Annotated in this window: 14 protein-coding genes; 9 read left to right on the top strand and 5 right to left on the bottom strand. The window is 70.6% G+C overall.

The genetic code is table 11. The features are described from left to right. The first annotated feature begins 270 nt into the window (after positions 1-270). The 3 genes from ABZ272_RS00955 to ABZ272_RS00945 all read left to right on the top strand — a co-directional run bounded on the left by ABZ272_RS00955 (position 271) and on the right by ABZ272_RS00945 (position 5,172). On the top strand, positions 271-762 hold the full coding sequence (locus ABZ272_RS00955) for a hypothetical protein (RefSeq protein ID WP_355047809.1): 492 nt from the start codon (positions 271-273) through the stop codon (positions 760-762). 156 nt (positions 763-918) lie between these two features. Continuing rightward, on the top strand, positions 919-4,161 hold the full coding sequence (locus tag ABZ272_RS00950) for a BTAD domain-containing putative transcriptional regulator (protein WP_355047808.1): 3,243 nt from the start codon (positions 919-921) through the stop codon (positions 4,159-4,161). A 180-nt stretch (positions 4,162-4,341) separates the two neighbouring features. Beyond that, positions 4,342-5,172 (top strand): AfsR/SARP family transcriptional regulator, encoded by an 831-nt coding sequence (locus ABZ272_RS00945; protein WP_355047807.1) that lies wholly within the window; start codon positions 4,342-4,344, stop codon positions 5,170-5,172. Between the two features lie 234 nt (positions 5,173-5,406). Here ABZ272_RS00945 and ABZ272_RS00940 read toward each other — a convergent pair whose 3' ends face one another. Genes ABZ272_RS00940 through ABZ272_RS00925 form a run of 4 tightly spaced genes read right to left on the bottom strand, consistent with a single transcriptional unit; the run spans position 5,407 to position 8,820 of the window. Beyond that, entirely contained in the window at positions 5,407-6,024 is a 618-nt protein-coding gene (locus ABZ272_RS00940) for a response regulator transcription factor (RefSeq protein ID WP_355047806.1), read from the bottom strand. Continuing rightward, complete coding sequence (locus ABZ272_RS00935; protein WP_355047805.1) at positions 6,021-7,181, bottom strand: sensor histidine kinase; 1,161 nt, start codon at positions 7,179-7,181, stop codon at positions 6,021-6,023. Before ABZ272_RS00935 ends, ABZ272_RS00940 begins: the two co-directional genes overlap by 4 nt. Continuing rightward, a complete protein-coding gene (locus tag ABZ272_RS00930) occupies positions 7,160-7,984 on the bottom strand; it encodes an ABC transporter permease (RefSeq protein WP_355047804.1) in 825 nt (274 codons plus the stop codon). The genes ABZ272_RS00935 and ABZ272_RS00930 overlap by 22 nt, the downstream gene beginning before the upstream one ends. Next, entirely contained in the window at positions 7,981-8,820 is an 840-nt protein-coding gene (locus ABZ272_RS00925) for an ABC transporter ATP-binding protein (RefSeq protein ID WP_355047803.1), read from the bottom strand. Before ABZ272_RS00925 ends, ABZ272_RS00930 begins: the two co-directional genes overlap by 4 nt. A 387-nt stretch (positions 8,821-9,207) precedes the next feature. Between ABZ272_RS00925 and ABZ272_RS00920 the strand changes: the two genes are divergently transcribed. Then, entirely contained in the window at positions 9,208-10,413 is a 1,206-nt protein-coding gene (locus tag ABZ272_RS00920) for an MFS transporter (RefSeq protein WP_355047802.1), read from the top strand. Positions 10,414-10,557: 144 nt separating this feature from the next. On the opposite strand, the gene ABZ272_RS00915 is transcribed toward ABZ272_RS00920, so the two are convergent. Then, the gene (locus ABZ272_RS00915) at positions 10,558-12,018 is read right to left on the bottom strand and encodes a DHA2 family efflux MFS transporter permease subunit (RefSeq protein ID WP_355047801.1); all 1,461 of its coding nucleotides are present in this window, start codon (positions 12,016-12,018) and stop codon (positions 10,558-10,560) included. A gap of 191 nt (positions 12,019-12,209) precedes the next feature. Here ABZ272_RS00915 and ABZ272_RS00910 point away from each other — a divergent pair, with 191 nt between their 5' ends. The 5 genes from ABZ272_RS00910 (at position 12,210) to ABZ272_RS00890 (ending at position 16,412) form a co-directional block, all read left to right on the top strand. Next, positions 12,210-12,668, top strand: coding sequence for a MarR family transcriptional regulator (locus ABZ272_RS00910; protein ID WP_355047800.1), 459 nt, complete (start codon positions 12,210-12,212; stop codon positions 12,666-12,668). 226 nt (positions 12,669-12,894) lie between these two features. Then, a complete protein-coding gene (locus ABZ272_RS00905) occupies positions 12,895-13,761 on the top strand; it encodes an ABC transporter permease (RefSeq protein WP_355047799.1) in 867 nt (288 codons plus the stop codon). Between the two features lie 11 nt (positions 13,762-13,772). Then, a complete protein-coding gene (locus tag ABZ272_RS00900; RefSeq protein ID WP_355047798.1) occupies positions 13,773-14,801 on the top strand; it encodes an ABC transporter substrate-binding protein in 1,029 nt (342 codons plus the stop codon). Then, a complete protein-coding gene (locus tag ABZ272_RS00895) occupies positions 14,788-15,558 on the top strand; it encodes an ABC transporter ATP-binding protein (RefSeq protein WP_355047797.1) in 771 nt (256 codons plus the stop codon). Before ABZ272_RS00900 ends, ABZ272_RS00895 begins: the two co-directional genes overlap by 14 nt. Further along, positions 15,555-16,412, top strand: coding sequence for a TauD/TfdA family dioxygenase (locus tag ABZ272_RS00890; RefSeq protein WP_355047796.1), 858 nt, complete (start codon positions 15,555-15,557; stop codon positions 16,410-16,412). The genes ABZ272_RS00895 and ABZ272_RS00890 overlap by 4 nt, the downstream gene beginning before the upstream one ends. The last annotated feature ends 14 nt before the right edge of the window (positions 16,413-16,426 follow it).

Raw genomic sequence — 16,426 nt, 5'->3', positions numbered from 1 at the left:
GCTCGGGATCGATGCAGTGTCGGAACCGCGCACACCGTCGGCGCATCACGAGGTCATCGTGGGCGTACCGCTCCGGCGTGACGGCACGGCGTACCCCCTGCGAAACGGGCTGTACCGCGAGTCCCCTCGTTCCTCTCCGGAGGCTCCGCGGCGCCCGCCGCAGACGGCGATGGCGGCACGACGCGGCGCGGATGACCTGACGATGCGGCCGCGATGCGGCGACGCCGAAGGATCACCTTCACGACATGCAGCACGATTGAGGAGAACAGCATGAAGGTAGCGAAGGTCCGGACGCATCGCCTGGCGCGGACGCTGATCGCCCTGGTGGCGTTCATGGGATTCGGCATGGTCGCCGCGGCGGTACCGGTGTCGCCGGCGCTGGCCGCGTGTTCGGGCACCGGCTGTCACAACGTCGATCCCAACGGTCAATGCAGCGGCACCCGGTACGGCTGGACCGGCGGCGGCTACGACAGCGGGCTCGGCATCGTCGTGGTGAAGTCGCCCGGCTGCAGAGCGGCCTGGGCACGCCTGCAGAACGACCAGTACGTCCGCTACGCGGGTGCCACGTTCACCGTACGCATCGAGCGCCGGGTGTGGTCGTCCTACGGCTACTGGTACACGGGCAGCCTCAGCAAGCAGTTCCTCTCCACCAACGGCGGGGTGTGGACCAACATGCTCGAGGATCTCGACTCCTCCGACGAGCACCAGGCCTGCTTCAGCCTCAACGGCGGCGCCTGGACGTGCACCCCCTGGATCAGCTGAACGGCAGGCGGACGTCAGGGTCCCCCGGCGGCGCGGGGGCCCTGAGATCCGTCATCCGCGTCGGACTGCGCCACCTGGGGAAGCTGACCGCCGGGTGCGTCTCAGATAGACATATGGCCCTGCGTCGACGTCGGTGTGCCTTGTTAGCCTGCGGCTGTGGAGCTGCGACTGCTTGGCCCCGTCGAGGCTGTCATCGACGGACGGGTCGTGCCCGTCCGTCGTCGTCAGGAGCGACGGCTGCTCGCCATCCTCGCGATACGACCGGGCCAGTTCCATTCCGCGGAGCGACTCATCGACCTGCTCTGGGAAGATCGGCCTCCGGCCCAGGCACGAGCGGGCCTGCAGGCCATGATCTCGCACCTGCGGTCCACGCTGGAGCTGGGCCGGTCGACGGAGCCCGCGTTGCTCGCCCGACCCAACAGCTACGCACTGGAAATCCAGGCAGAGCGGGTCGACGTGCACCGGTTCACCGCCCTGGTGACTCAAAGCAGGGGCGTCACCGATGCCGATCAGCGCATCGCGATGCTCAGTAGCGCGCTCGGTCTGTGGCGGGGCGCCGCCCTGGCCGACGTCTTCGACGACGCCCAGCGGGGCCGGCTCTTCCCGGATCTCGACGAGGCACGACTGACCGCGCAGGAAGAGCTGCTCGGCGCCCGCCTCGACGCCGGCCAGCACCGGGAGATACTGGCGCCGCTGCACGAGCTGATCAGCGAGGCGCCGACCCGCGAGCGCCCGGTCGAGCTGCTGATGCTGGCCCTGAGCGGGATCGGTCGTCGCGGCGAGGCCATCGCGGCCTACGACACTCTCACAGATCGGCTCGCCACCGACCTCGGTGTCGCGCCCGGAGAGCAGATCCAGGCGACGTACCGGAAGCTGTCCCGCGCCACCGCAGCCTCGGACGCCACGCCCACGTCCTCCACCGGGCCGGCGCAGCTACCGCTGCCGCCGGGACACTTCGTCGGCCGCGACGCCGAATCGCGTCAGCTCGACCGCCTGCTCGCCGACGCGGCAGCGCCGCAGGTCCTGATCCTCTGCGCGGTCGTCGGCACGGCGGGTGTCGGAAAGACGGCGACCGCGATCCGGTGGGCGCACAGCGTCCGTGACCGTTTCCCGGACGGGCAGCTCTTCCTCAACCTGCGGGGTTACTCCGCCGGCCGGCCGATGCGCTCGGCGGAGGCGCTCGGCGCGCTGCTGCGGGGTCTGGGGGTGCCGGCGGGACGCATCCCGGCCGACCCCGAGGAGGCGTCGGCGCTCTACCGCACCGTCGTCGCCGATCGCCGGCTGCTGATCGTTCTGGACAATGCCCTCGACGCCGAGCAGGTGCGGCCGTTGCTGCCCGGGTCTGCGGAGAGCCTGGTGGTGGTCACCAGCCGGGACCGCCTGACCGGGCTCGTGGCCCAGCAGGACGCCCGCCGCCTGACCATCGGACTGCTCCCGGAACCGGACGCGATCGAGCTGCTCACCGTCCTGCTCGGCGCCGACCCGCGAGCCGCCGATCGTGACGCGATCCGGGACCTCGCCCAGGTCTGCGGTCGGCTCCCACTGGCCCTGCGGATCGCGGCGGCACTGCTGCACGACGAGCCGGACCTCGCGGTGTCGGCGTACGTGCGGCAGTTGCGGCAGCGCAGCGTCGCCGCCCTGGCCATCGACGACGACCCGAGTGTCGCCGTGCAGACGGCGTTCGACCTCTCCTACACCCGGCTCCCCGGCGAGGCCCAACGGATGTTCCGCCTCCTCGGCACCGTTCCAGGGCTCAGTCTGTCGGTCGATGCGGTCGCACACCTGGCGCAGACATCGGTGGACGCGGCTCGCCGGACGCTGGCCCGACTCTTCTCGGCACACCTGGTGGACTTCGACGACGATCGCGTCACGCTGCACGACCTGCTGGGTCGCTACGCAGGCCAACACAGTGCGCGGCGGGCCGGCCGGCCCGAGGCGCCTGCCGTCCTCGCGCGCCTGTTCGCGTGGTACCTGGTCCGCGCCCAGGCTGCCGGAGACCTGTTGGCGCCGGGGCGGGTCCGCCTGGAGCTGCCGACGGGCCTAGCGGCGGGTGACGCCGGCATCGGTGACCGTGCCACGGCACTGGCCTGGCTCGAGGCCGAGGAGTCAAACATGGTGGCGCTGATCAGGGCCGCCGCCGACAGCACGTCGAGCGCCGCTGCCGCCCTGCTCGCCGACCAGCTACGAACGTACTTCTGGGTCACCCGCAACTCACTGAACTGGCTGCTCGTGGCGCAGGCGGCGCTGCACGCGTCAAACGGGGACGCGCACCCGTCTCTGCGGGCGTCGGCACACATGAGTCTGGGCAACGTGTACCACCTCACGGGCAACCAACTGGTCGCGATCGCGCACCTACGACGGGCGGGTCACCTGTTCCGCAGCGCCCGGCACGCGCAGGGCCAGGCCGCCGCGGCCGGCTCGCTCGGCGCGGTCTTCGGTGATCTCGGGCAACTGGCGACGGCGGCGGCCTGCTTCGAGCACGCGTTGCGGCTCAACGAGCGGATCCGGCACCGTTACGGCATCGCGGTGATGGCGAGCAACCTCGGGACGATCTACGCCATGGCCGGTCGACTGCGGCTGGCGGTCGAGCGACTCACCGCCGCCATCGTCATCCACCGGGAGGACGGCGGACGACCCAACGAGGCGGTCATCCTCACCAACCTCGGCCTGGTGCGCACCGTCCGGGGTGAGTACCCGGCCGCCCTGGGCGATCTCCACGCGGCGGTGCGGACGGCCCACGAGGTCGACATGGCCTCGATCGAGGCGAACGCACTGGCTGGGATCGGCCAGATCCACACACTACGCGGCGACGTGCCGGAGGCGAGGTCGGCGCTCGCAGCCGCGCAGCGTCTCGCCGACCGTACCGACGACTGGCACTGCAAGGCGTCGATCGACATCGCCGAGGGGGGCCTGCTCCGGCTGACCGGCGACCTCACCGGCGCGGCGGCCCGATACACCCGGGCCGCCGAGTGGGCCAGGTCGGCGCGCACGTTGGCGACGGAGGCCGAGGCCCTGGTCGGCCTCGCGACGTCCGTCGCCGAGCGGACGCCGCTGTTGGCCAGCTCCTCGTTGGAGCGGGCGGTCACGCTGGCCCGACAGTCCGGCGCCGCGGTGATCGAGATCGACGCGCTGGCTGCCTTGGGCGAGGTCGCCCGGCAGGACGGCGACGCCGCGCAGGCGGCCCGGCTCGCCGGCGAGGCGGCACATCGCGCGGAGGCGATCGGGGCACCCCTGGTACGCGCCCGCGCGCTGATCACCCTGGGTCACCTGGAGGACTCCTCGCGGGCCTGGCCGGAGGCGCTGGGCATCCTGGAAGCGCTCGGCAGTTCCGAGGCGGACGTCGTCCGGGCCCTGCTGGAGCGGCACGACGGCCGCCCGGTGGGCGTCCCGGCCGGATAACCGATGTTGCTCCGGGGCGGGAGCGGCGTCCGGGCGACGCGACGGTGATGGCGAGCTGACGTCCGGGGTGCTCCGGTTGGTCGGCAGCGCCATACGACGCTGCCAAGGAAACGCCAACCCGTGCTGGGCAACCTGGTGGCCAGGCCGTGCGAGGGGTGCGGTCGGCATGGAGGTCGTTGCATGGATTTCCGGATCCTCGGTCCGCTGGAAGCGTCCGTCGAAGGAACGCCCCTGTCGCTCGGCGGACGCCGGCAGCAGCGGATCCTGGCCGTGCTGCTGCTGCGGGCCGGCCGGGTGGTCCCGGCCGACAGGCTGGTCGACTGCCTGTGGCCGCTGCGGCCGCCGGCCACCGCGGCCAGTCAGATCCGCAACTGCGCCGCAGCCCTGCGCCGCCTGCTCATCGCCGGCGGGCTGCCCGAGCGCTCGCTCGTCCGGCGGCCGGGCGGTTACGTGCTGGATGTGGAGCCCGGCGAGCTGGACCGGACACGGTTCGACGACGAGGCCCACCGGGCTCGGCGGTCGCTGGCTGCGGGTCGCGCGGCGGAGGCCGTCGGGTATTTCCTGCGGGCGGAGAACCTGTGGCGCGGGCCGGCCATCGCCGGTCTCGCGGATGGCGTGCTGGAGCCCGAGGCCATGAGCCTGGAGGAGTCGCGGCTGCAGGTGATCGAGGATCGGCTGGAGGTCGAGCTGAGTCTGGGCCGGCACGCGCGGGCCGTACCGGAACTCACCGCGCTGGCCCGAACTCATCCGGGGCGTGACCGCCTGCAGGCGGCATTCATGGTCGCGCTGTACGGCAGCGGGCGGGGTGCCGACGCGCTGGCCTCCTTCGACCGGCTGCGCTCGTCGCTGCGCCGTGAGCTCGGCCTGGAGCCGAGCCGGCGGCTGCGGGACCTGCGCCAGGCCATCCTCACCGAGGACGATGCCCGGCTGCCGCCGACGGGCGGGTGGGGGCCGGCGCGTGACGGCGAGCCGCGCCGGCAGGCAGCTCTCCTTCGGCCGCGAGGGAGTTGACGCAGTCGCGTCCACGCTGCCTTGTAAGAAACCGTCAAGGTTTGTGCAACGCCGGGCGTGCAATGTCTGTATGGCAGGCATCGGTCACGAGAGGACGCAGTCATGTCCACCGAACAAGGCGTCATGGGAGCGGTAGCCGGAGCCGTGGCCTGCTCGGATCGAGGCCGGCATGTTCGAGTTCCACTGGGAGGACCAGCGGACACCGCTCGGCGTCGCTGAGGCGTACCTCTGGGGTCAGATCAGGCCATGGTGCAGCGCCGTGGTGACGGCGGCCGTGCGGTCGGCGACGTCCAGCTTGCCGAATACGCGTAGGAGGTAGGTCTTCACGGTGGCCTCGCTGAGGTAGAGCTCCCGCCCGATGTCGGCGTTCGTGAGCCCTCGCGCGACCAGGCGCAGAACTTCGGTCTCGCGGGCCGAGAGGGCGGGCGGCGCGGGGTGCCGCACCTGCCGCACCAGCGTGGAGGCGACGCTCGGCGCGAGCACGGTCTCGCCCCGGGCCGCGGCCCGGACCGCCTCCGCCAGCTCCGCCGATGTGGCGTCCTTGAGGAGATAACCGCTGGCGCCGGCCTCGATCGCCCGCAGGATGTCCCGGTCCGATTCGTACGTCGTGAGCACCACCACGCGGACGCCCGGAACGCGCGTGCGGATCCGCCCGGTCGCCTCGACACCGTCACCGCCCGGCATGCGCAGGTCCATGAGCACGATGTCGGGGTGCTGCTCAGCGGTGAGCCGCACGCCCTCCGGCCCCGACGACGCCTCGCCGACCACCGTCAGGTCATCCTCGGCGTCGAGCATTCCGCGCAACCCCATCCGTACGACCGGGTGATCGTCGACGAGCACGATGCGGATCACGCGGGCACCTCCAGCTCGACGACCGTGCCGCCCGCAGGTCCACCGTGGACGGTGAGTGTGCCGCGCACCTGCTCGGCGCGCGAGCGCATGCCGGCGAGCCCGAACCCATCGAGGCCGTCGGACGCGAACCCGCGTCCGTCATCCCGCACGACCAGGCGTACGCCCCGGTCGTCGTACGCGAGCACGACCTGCGCCTCGGTGGCGTGCGCGTGCCGGCGTACGTTGGTCAGTGCCTCCTGGGCGGCCCGCAGCAGTACCACCTCGACCGGTGTGGGCAGTTCCCGAGGCGCCCCGATCACCCGGACGGTGGCGGTCACTCCGGTTTCTTCGCTGAAATAGGCGGCCCGACGGCGTACTGCGTCGGGCAGCGACCCCGACGCGAGCGCGACGGGCGAGAGTGCCGCCACCAGGGCTCTCGCCTCGGCCAGGTTCTCCTTCGCGGTACGCACCGCCAACGCCAGACGCGCGTCGCGCAACTCCGGGTCGTAGGCCTGGAGCAGCGTGACGATGCTCGTGAAGCCCTGCGCGAGCGTGTCGTGGATCTCGCTGGCGAGACGGGCCCGCTCGGCGGAGATCCCCGCGTCGTGCGAGAGGCGGGCCACTTCGGCGCGGCTCGCCTCAAGCTCGCCGATGAGGAGCCCGCGTTCCACGTTCTGCCGGATCACGCGCATGATCCAGAAGCTGACCCAGATGCTCGCCGTCCCCGTGATGACCGCGATCAGCAGGTCGGTGGGCACCGCGTGCGGCTCCTCGACGAGGTTGACCGCCGGGGTGACCAGATTCGCGAGGATCGCCAGGACGATCCCTGCGCGCACGTCGGTGAGCTGGAAGATGAGCGGGATGACCGCGAACAACAGCCAGGTCGTGAAGGGTGCGGCCGCGACCGCGACGACGTAGAACACGAGGTACGTCAGCAGGACTGCCAGTGCCGCGCCGTCCGCGGCGCTGCGCCGGATCTGCCGCCGACCGACCGCCACGTGCAGCATGGCCATGGCGGCGATGGCACCCACCGCCAGCCATCGACGCCAGAGCAGGTGATCGTCGATCACGACGGTCGCGGCGGCCACCGCCGCCGCGACCAGGCCGAAGTAGGCGTCCCACCAGAACAGGTATCCGGCGTGCGCCTCACCCTGCCTCAGCGATCTTTCTGGTTCCACCGGAAGGTCACCAGGCATAGCACCAATCCGATCACAGTCCAGGCGCCGAGCACCAACGCCGTGCGGCCGAGCTCCCACCGGCCGTTGGCCTCCAGTGCCCTCATGCTGTCCGGCAGAAAGACGTAGCGGAAGCCTTGACTCATCCATTTCACGGGAAAGATCGAGGCCACCACGATCAGCCAGTGCGGCAACTGCGTGATGGGGTGGATGAAGACACCGGAGATGAATTGCAGCGCGACCACCGGCACGTTGAGGATCGTGCCCGCCGTGCGCGCGTGCGTGACCATCGCGCTGACCGCCACGCCGAGCAGCCCGCACGACGCGGTCGACAACAGGAAGAGCCAGCCGAACGTGAGCCAGTGCGACGCGTCGGGCAGCGGTATGCCGAAGACGAGCGCACCTACGCCGACCAACACGACCACCTCGGCGATGCTGAGCACGAGGACCAGCACAAGCTTGCCGATCAGGTACGCGGCCGCCGGGAGCGGCGTGCCGCGCAGGCGCTTGAGCGTGCCGTCCTCGCGGTCCATCGCCAGGCCCGAGCCCATCGTCACGAACGCGGTCGACAACGCGCCGTACGCGATCATGCTGGCGGAATAGACCTGACTCGCGCTGACGCCGCTCCGGTCGTCGCCGCTGCCGCCGAAGATGGTCCCGAACAGCAGCAGAATCATGGCCGGAAACGCGAATGTGAACACCACAGCGGTGCGGTCACGCAGAAACATGAGCAGCTCGACGCGGCCCCGGCTCAGGCCGCCTGCCAGGGTGGACGGAAGGGTGGCCGACGGCAGCACGGCGGTCATCTCCCCGCTCCGATCAGGGTCAGGTAGACGTCTTCGAGGGTCGGACGGGTGACCGTGAGGCTGCGCAGGTCGGCGTCCTCGGCGACCAGCCGGCGGACCACATGGGTCGGATCGGTCACCTTCTCCACGCGCCGCTCGCCGTTCTCCCGCCAGCTCACCGTGGCGGTGCCGGCCGTGCCGCGACCGCCGAGCGTGGCGGGAGTGCCCTCGGCCACGATGCGACCGTTCGCGAGCACCGCGAGCCGGTCGGCCAGGGCCTCGGCCTCCTCGAGATTGTGGGTGGTGAGCAGGATCGTGGTGCCCTCCGCGACGAGCGAGCGCATCAGCTCCCACACCTGCCGGCGCGCCTGCGGGTCGAAGCCGGTCGTGGGCTCGTCGAGGAAGAGCAGATCCGGGCGTCCCACGATGCCGAGCGCCACGTCGACGCGGCGACGCTGCCCGCCGGAGAGCGTACGGATCCTGCTGTCGCGCTTGTGGGTCAGACCGACCAGCTCGATCACCTCGTCGGCCGGCCGCGGGTCGGGATACAGCCCGGCGATGTGCCGTACCAGTTCGCGGACGGTGAGGTCGGCCGCGTCGTCGGCGTTCTGCAGGACGATCCCGATCCCCGCCCGCCACGCCCGCCCCGCGGTGCCCGGGTCCTCGCCGAGAACACGGACCTCGCCGGCGTCGCGGCGGCGGTGTCCCTCAAGTATCTCGACCGTGGTGGTCTTGCCCGCTCCGTTGGGGCCGAGCAGCGCGAAGGCCTCGCCCCGGGCGACGGTGAGATCGATGTCGCACACCACCTCGTGTCCCTGATACGCCTTGCGGAGGCCGATCACCTCAATGGCTGTCATACCGTCGACGGTGCCGGTCACGGCCCTTCCCGCGGAACGACCGCTCGACCGTCAGCGACTGTCCATCGAACGGTGGACAGCGCGGGGACAGGGACCTCACTGGTGCCGATGGGCGGGCGGATGAGTCATTGCCCCAGGCCCGCCATCGCCTGGTCGAGGATGCTCACCACTGTTGAGCCGCAGCGAGACCCCGCTATCCTGCTCGGGCCTTGATTGACGATTGAGGAGTTGAGATGCGCCTCGCCATGGTCACGGTCCCCGCTTCGCCGCGAGAGCACACCGCGCACTGATCGGTCGCCGCCGGGGTGACAGAGCCGGCGGTCTGGTGCTCCTCGCCGCGGAGCGGTCCTTCAGACCGTCTCCCCTTTCTTGGCTCGAGGAGCTCTTTTGCGTGCCCTTGTATCCGCGCGCCTTGGCGCGGACTTCACCAGACTCTGGACCGCCTCGGCGGTGTCCAATCTCGGCGACGGCGTCACCATGGCCGCCGGCCCGCTGCTGGTCGCCTCCGTCAGTGACAGCCCGGCCCTCGTCGCCGGAGCCGCCTTCGCCCAGCAACTCCCCTGGCTGCTGTTCGCTCTGATCAGCGGCGCGTATGTCGACCGGCTCGACCGGCGTCGGCTCTTCGTAGCCGTCAACCTGGTACGCGCTGTCGCCCTCGCCGGGTTGGCGGCCACCATCGCGACCGGGACCGTCACCGTACCCATCATCTACCTGGCGCTCTTTCTTCTCGGTACCGGAGAGACCCTCGCGGACACCGCCATGGGTGCCCTACTCCCGTCGGTGGTCACACCCGAAAAGTTGTCCAGCGCCAACGCCCGGCTCTACGCAAGCTTCACCATCGGCAACCAGTTCATCGCCAAGCCACTGGGCGCGTGGCTGTTCGTCATCTCCGCCGCCGCACCGTTCGGCCTCGACGCGTTCACGTTCGCCGTGGCCGCGGCTCTGATCGCCGCTATCCGACCGGTTCCCGCACCGGCGCAACGCCAGCCGCGGGCCTCGTTACGCGGCGAGATCGCCACCGGTGTGCGGTGGCTGTGGCGGCACCGGCTGCTACGGACCCTCGCCGTCACCATGGGCGTGGGCAACATCGCGTTCGGTGCCGCGTTCGCGGTGTTCGTCCTCTACTGCCAGCAACGACTTGACCTGTCGGCGATTGGTTACGGCTTCCTGCTGACCGCCTTCGCGATCGGCGGCCTGTTCGGTACGACAGTCGCCGCCAGGCTCACCCGAGCCTTCGGAAGCACCGCGGTGCTACGTGCCGGGTTGCTCATCGAGGTCGTCACACACGTGACCCTGGCGACCACGACGACGCCGTGGGTGGCCGCGGTCATCCTGGTCGTGTTCAGCATCCATGCCATGGTCTGGGGCATCACCGTCGCCTCCGTTCGGCAGCGGGCGGTGCCCGAACAGTTGCGCGGTCGAGTCGGCAGCGTCTACGCGCTGCTGGACCTCGGTGGAGCCGCGCTCGGCTCTCTCCTCGGCGGGCTGTTCGCCAGCCTATGGGAGATCACCACCCCCTTCCGGATCGCCGCCGTAGTGATGACAGCTGTCACCATCCTCGCTTGGTGCCGGCTGAACGAAGCAACCCCCTGACAGTCCCGCCGGCCCTGGACAGCGGTGTTCCGGTGTTCAGGGCCAGGTGCTCAGGCGACGACAGTTGCCGCAGACAGGAGCGTCTGAAGGGCGCCGTACCAGAGCGCAGCTGTGCTCGCGGCACGGTCGAGGAATGCCCGAGCGTTACGTGCGTTGCCGCTCCGGGGTCCGCCACGGTCCGGGTACCAGGGCTGCGGCGAGGCCCGCCACCACGGCGAAGCCCACCACCAGCCAGTACGTCCGGCCGTACGCTTCCGCGGGGAAGCCCGAGGCACCACCCAGCCGCCGCTGCAGGGCGACCGCGACCACCGCGATGCCCAACGAGCCGCCGATCTGGTTGAGGATGAACAGGGCGCTGGTGGCCCGGGGAGCGTTGTCGGGACCGACCGCGAGGTACATGAACGCCATCAGGCCGGGCACCGTGAAGCCGATGCCGAAGCCGCCGACGCCGAACGCGATCGCGGTCAGGACCGTCGAGGTGTCAGGACCGACGCCGGACAGCACCAGCGCGGCGATCGTGGCGAGCAGCATCCCGATCGGTGCGGTCACGCGGGCGGTCAGCCGGGCGCCGGCCTTGCCGACGGAGATCGCCCCGGCCGCGCCGAGGATGCCCGAGGGCACCATGAGCAGACCCGCGTGCAGGGCTCCGAAGCCGCGGGACTGCTGGTAGTACAGCGGCGTCAGGAAGAGCAACGTGTTGGCGACCGCCCCGACGAGCAGCATGGTGATCACCGACATCGTGAAGCCGCGCTGGGTGAACAGCCGTACGTCGATCAGGGGCTCGGCCGCGCGGCGGGCGTGCAGCACGTACGCCAGGAGCAGCGCCACGCCGACGGCGAAGGCGGTGACCGCCGCCGGATCGCCGAAGTCGCCGCGGTGGGCCGCGGTGGTGAGCCCGTAGATGAGCACCGCGAAACCGGGTGAGAGCAGGGCCAGACCGATGACGTCGAGGCGTGGCCGCGGCCCGGCGCGGTCCGGCGCGTCGGCCGGCAGCGTCCGGAGCGCGAGCAGCAGGGCGATGGCACCGACCGGCAGGTTGATGAGGAACATCCAGCGCCAGCTGATGTCGTCGACGAGGAAGCCGCCGAGGATCGGCCCCAGCACCGGCCCGATGGTCAGGGGGATCGAGATCAGGCCCATCGCCTTGGTGACCCTGCTCGGGCCTGCGGCGCGGGCGATCGCGGCCTGTACGACCGGGAAGATCATTCCGCCGCCGAGCCCCTGGAGCAGGCGGAAAGCAATCAGGCTGCCGGCTGACCAGGCCAGTCCGGACAGCAGCGAACCGACGGTGAACAGGACGACAGCGAACGTCCAGACCCGACGGACACCGAAGCGGTCCACTCCCCAGCCGGAGATCGGCGTCGCGACGGCGACCGCGAGCAGGTATCCGGCGGTGACCCACTGGATCGTCGACAGTGTGGTCCCGAAGACGGTGACGAGGCGGTCCACCCCGACGTTGACGATGGTCTCGTCCAGCAGGGCCATGAGCAGGGCCAGCAGCAGGACTCCGGCCATCTTGAGGAATGCGGGATCGAGGCGGTCGGCCTCAGCGTCAGCGGGCCTGCCGCCGGGAGCGCGCTGGGGCGCGCTGGTGTCGCTGGCCATGGGTCGTTACCTCCGAGCGGCAGTGGGTCCGGTATTGACGCGCACAGAATACATGTAGGTGCAGACATTTTTTACCTGAAAAGCTCTTCCAGACGGCCAGGCTCAGCCCTGCACTCACAGCAGGTGGATGCGTATACATTGAATACGCATGGACGTGTAAGGTGTACGGCGAACACTCGGAGGGCGGGCGGATGGCGGAACGGCGCGGCGGGCAGCCGGACGTGCTCGACCTGTGGCGGCAACTGACGGTCCTCACCGGCCGCCTGGGCCAGACACTCGACAAGCGCCTCGCGCGGGAGTTCGACCTCACCCTCACCGAGCTGCTGGTGCTCGACGAGTTGACCCGCGGCAATCCGCGCGGCATGCGCATCCAGGATCTCAGCGACGCGGTGGCCCTCGACCAGTCCTCGATGAGCCGTCTGGTCAGTCGCCTCACCGCCAAGCAACTCGCCGCCCGGGTCAGTTGCGACCACGACCGCCGCGGCGTCTACTGCCAGATCACCGACCGGGGCGCCGAGCGGCACGTCGCGGCAACCCGGGTCAGCCGCGCCGAACTCGGCGCGGCGCTGGACGCCGCCACCTTCGACGACCGGCTGGCCTCCGTGGTGGCACGGCTGACCCGCCCGATCGTCGCGCCCGCCGACAGCTGAGACCGACGGCGGTGCTCGGGTAGACCCGGGCGACGTCTCGAAGACGGTCGCGTGGTGACGGGTTCGCACCCTGTCGTTCGATAGGAGATCCGGCCTCTGAGCCCGGCATTGGGGCCCGGCCGCCGACCGTCGTTCCGGGGCCAGCCCCTGCCTCCGGACACGCCGCCGTCTCCCACCCCTCGATCTCCCCCTTGCTCATTTCCTATCTACACGATAGGAAAAGTAGGTGACTACCACGGTCCCCGCGCCACCTGCCGCGGAACCCTCGATCGGCGCGCCAACGGTGACCCCTGCCGCACCGGCACCGCACGGCGGACGCCGCCGCCGGATCCTGTTCCGGCTGCTCGCCCTCGTCGTGCTCTACGCGCTGTGGGAGATCGCCGCCCGCGCCACCAGCAATCCCACCTTCATCCCCTCGCCCGGTGCGGTGTGGCATCAACTCGTCCAGACCTCGACCACCCACGACGGCATCCGTGGTTACAGCGGGCACCTGCTCATCGAGCACCTCGGGGTGAGCCTGCGCCGCATCCTGATCGGATCCGTCATCGGTGTCGCCGGCGGAGTGCTCCTCGGCGTCGTCATGGGAACCGTCGGCTGGATCCGGGTGGTCGTCGAACCGGTGGTCACCTTCATCCGGGCGCTCCCACCCCTGGCCTACTTCAGCCTCTTCATCATCTGGTTCGGCATCGACGAGACACCCAAGCTCTGGCTGCTCTCCATCGCCGCGCTGCCCCCGGTCGCGGTCGCCACCGCGGCAGCCGTCCACTCCGCGCCGACCGGTCTGGTGGAGGCCGCGCAGGCGCTGGGCGCCAGCCGCGCGCGGGTGATCCGCGACGTGGTGCTGCCCAACGCGCTACCGGAGATCTTCACCGGCATCCGGATCGCCGTCGGGGTCGCGTACTCCTCGGTGGTCGCCGCGGAGACGATCAACGGCGTACCCGGCATCGGCGGCATGATCCGCGACGCCCAACGCTACTCACAGACCGACGTCGTCGTCCTCGGTCTCTTCGCCATCGGCCTGTCGGGCCTGCTCATCGACGCCCTGCTGCGGACCGCCGAGAGCCGGCTGATCCCGTGGCGCGGCCAGATATAGGAGAACAACGCATGCGCAAGGTTCTAAGCCTCATGGCCGCCGCCACCCTACTGCTGCCCACCGCCTGCGGGAACGGCGCCGCCAGCGGCGGCGGCGACCCGGACCGCAAGAGCATCCGGATCGCCTACCAGGCATTCCCGAGCGGCGACCTCATCGTCAAGAACCAGGGTCTGCTGGAGAAGGCCCTGCCCGACTACCAGATCACGTGGACCAAGTTCGACTCCGGCGCCAGCATCAACACCGCGTTCGTCGCCGGCAGCGTCGACATCGCGGCGATCGGATCCAGCCCGGTCGCTCGCGGGCTGTCCGCACCCCTGAACATCCCGTACCAGGTCGCCTTCGTGCTCGATGTTGCCGGCGACAACGAGGCACTTGTCGCCCGCAAGGGCTCCGGGATCAGCGACGTGAGCGGCCTGCGGGGCAAGAAGGTGGCGACCCCGTTCGCCTCCACCGCCCACTACAGCCTGCTGGCCGCGCTGGACCGTGCCGGTGTCAAGGAATCCGACCTCACCATCGTCGACCTGGAACCGCAGGACATCCAGGCCGCCTGGACCCGCGGCGACCTGGACGCCGCCTACTCCTGGCTACCGTCGCTCGACGAACTCAGGAAGGCCGGCACCGTGCTGGTCACCAGTCGCGAGTTGGCCAGCGCGGGCAAACCCACCCTGGACCTCGGTGTCGTCGCCACCGCCTTCGTCAAGGCACACCCGGCGGCCGTGGACGCCTGGCGTAAGGCGCAGTCCCAGGCACTCAACCTGATCCACAACGACCCGGCCTCGGCCGCGAAATCGGTAGGCGTCGAACTCAACCTCACCCCCGAGGAAGCGCAGCGGCAACTCTCACAGGGCGTCTTCCTCAAGCCCGCGGATCTGGCCAGCCCCGCGTGGCTCGGCACCTCGGCAGCCAAGGGCCAGCTCGCCGACAACCTCGTCAGCGCGGCACAGTTCCTCAAGGACCAGCAGAAGATCGACGCCGTGCCGGACCTGGCGACCGTCCAGGCCGCCATCTACACCGAAGGGCTACCGAATGTCCTCGGCTGACCCTGGCGGAACGGCCGCGATCGCCGTCAACGACGTCGAGCACGCGTACGGCGACGTCATCGCCCTCGGTCCGATCGACCTGGCCGTACCGACGGGTGAGTTCCTCGTCCTGGTCGGCGCCTCCGGCTGCGGCAAGAGCACCCTGCTGCGGCTGATCGCCGGCTTCGAGCGGCCCACCACCGGCACGGTCCTGACCGCTGGGCTGCCGCCGGTCCCAGGGCGCGACGCCGGCCTGGTCTTCCAGCAGCCCCGCCTCTTTCCGTGGAAGACCGTCGGCGGCAACATCGAGGTGGCCCTGCGCTACGCCGGACAGCCCACCGGCGGTGTCGATCGGCTCCTCGCGCGGGTCGGCCTACCCGATGTGGCCAAGCGCCGTACCTGGCAGATCTCCGGCGGCCAGCAGCAGCGAGTCGCGATCGCCCGGGCCCTCGCCGCGGACCGCCCACTGCTGCTGCTCGACGAACCGTTCGCCGCGCTCGACGCGCTGACCCGGGAGCGCCTCCAGGAGGACCTGCGCGCGGTCAGCACGGTGACCGGTCGGACCTCGGTGTTCGTCACCCACAGCGTGGACGAGGCCGTCTTCCTGGGCAGCCGGGTCGTGGTACTCAGCCCGCGCCCCGGCCGGATCGTCCTGGACCTGCCCATCGACCTGCCGCGCACCGGCGTCACGCCGGACGACCTGCGGGGCCTGCCCGAGTACGCCGCGCTGCGAGCCGAGATCGGGCACGCCGTCCGACACGAAGGAGCATCCACATGACGACCGTGCTCGTACAGCTCGACCTCGAACCGCTGGGCCCGCACTTCGGCGCCCTGGTGCACGGGATGGACCTGGCTACCGCCACCGACGACGAGATCGTCGCTCTCCGCGCCGCCCTGGTCGACCGCAAGGTGCTCTTCCTCCGCGACCAGCGCCTCGACGACGACGCTCAGGTGCGCCTGGGCCGCCGGATCGGCGAACTGACCGCCTCGCATCCGGTCGTCGGTGGCGTCGACGAAGCCCATCCGGAGGTGTACGCCCTGGACAGCACCGACAACGGTTTCGCCGACGTGTGGCACACCGACGTCACCTTCATGAAGCGGCCACCACTCGGCTCGATCCTGCGCCCGGTCACCCTCCCGCCAACCGGCGGAGACACCAACTGGGCCGACGCGCAACTGGCGTACGACTCGCTCAGCGAGCCCGTACGACGACTCGTCGACCACCTCACCGCGGTCCACGACGGCACCCGCGAGTTCGGCTACTACCTGGCCCAACGCGGAGGCAACGTGTGGGAGGGCCAGCCGGTGTCCCGGCTCGACCCGGTCGAGCACCCGGTGGTCCGGGTACATCCCGAGACCGGCCGTCGGGGAATCTTCGTGAACCCGGGCTTCACCTCGCACATCGTCGGGGTCTCCGACGCCGAGAGTCGGGCCATCCTGGACCTGCTCTACGCCCACCTCACCAAGCCGGAGCACATCGTGCGACACCGCTGGCGCCCCGGCGACGTGGCACTCTGGGACAACCGCAGCACGGCCCACTACGCCAACCGCGACTACGGGTCCGAACGGCGGGTCATGCATCGCATCACCCTGCGCGGGGACATCCCGCGCGGACCGCAGGACCTCCGATAGTCGACGATCCCTCA

It is taken from the genome of Micromonospora sp. NPDC005979 (genome assembly GCF_040614415.1).
Lineage (GTDB): Bacteria > Actinomycetota > Actinomycetes > Mycobacteriales > Micromonosporaceae > Micromonospora.
Note: the sequence above shows the minus strand (reverse complement) of the source record. Positions and strands in the feature narration are given on the sequence as shown.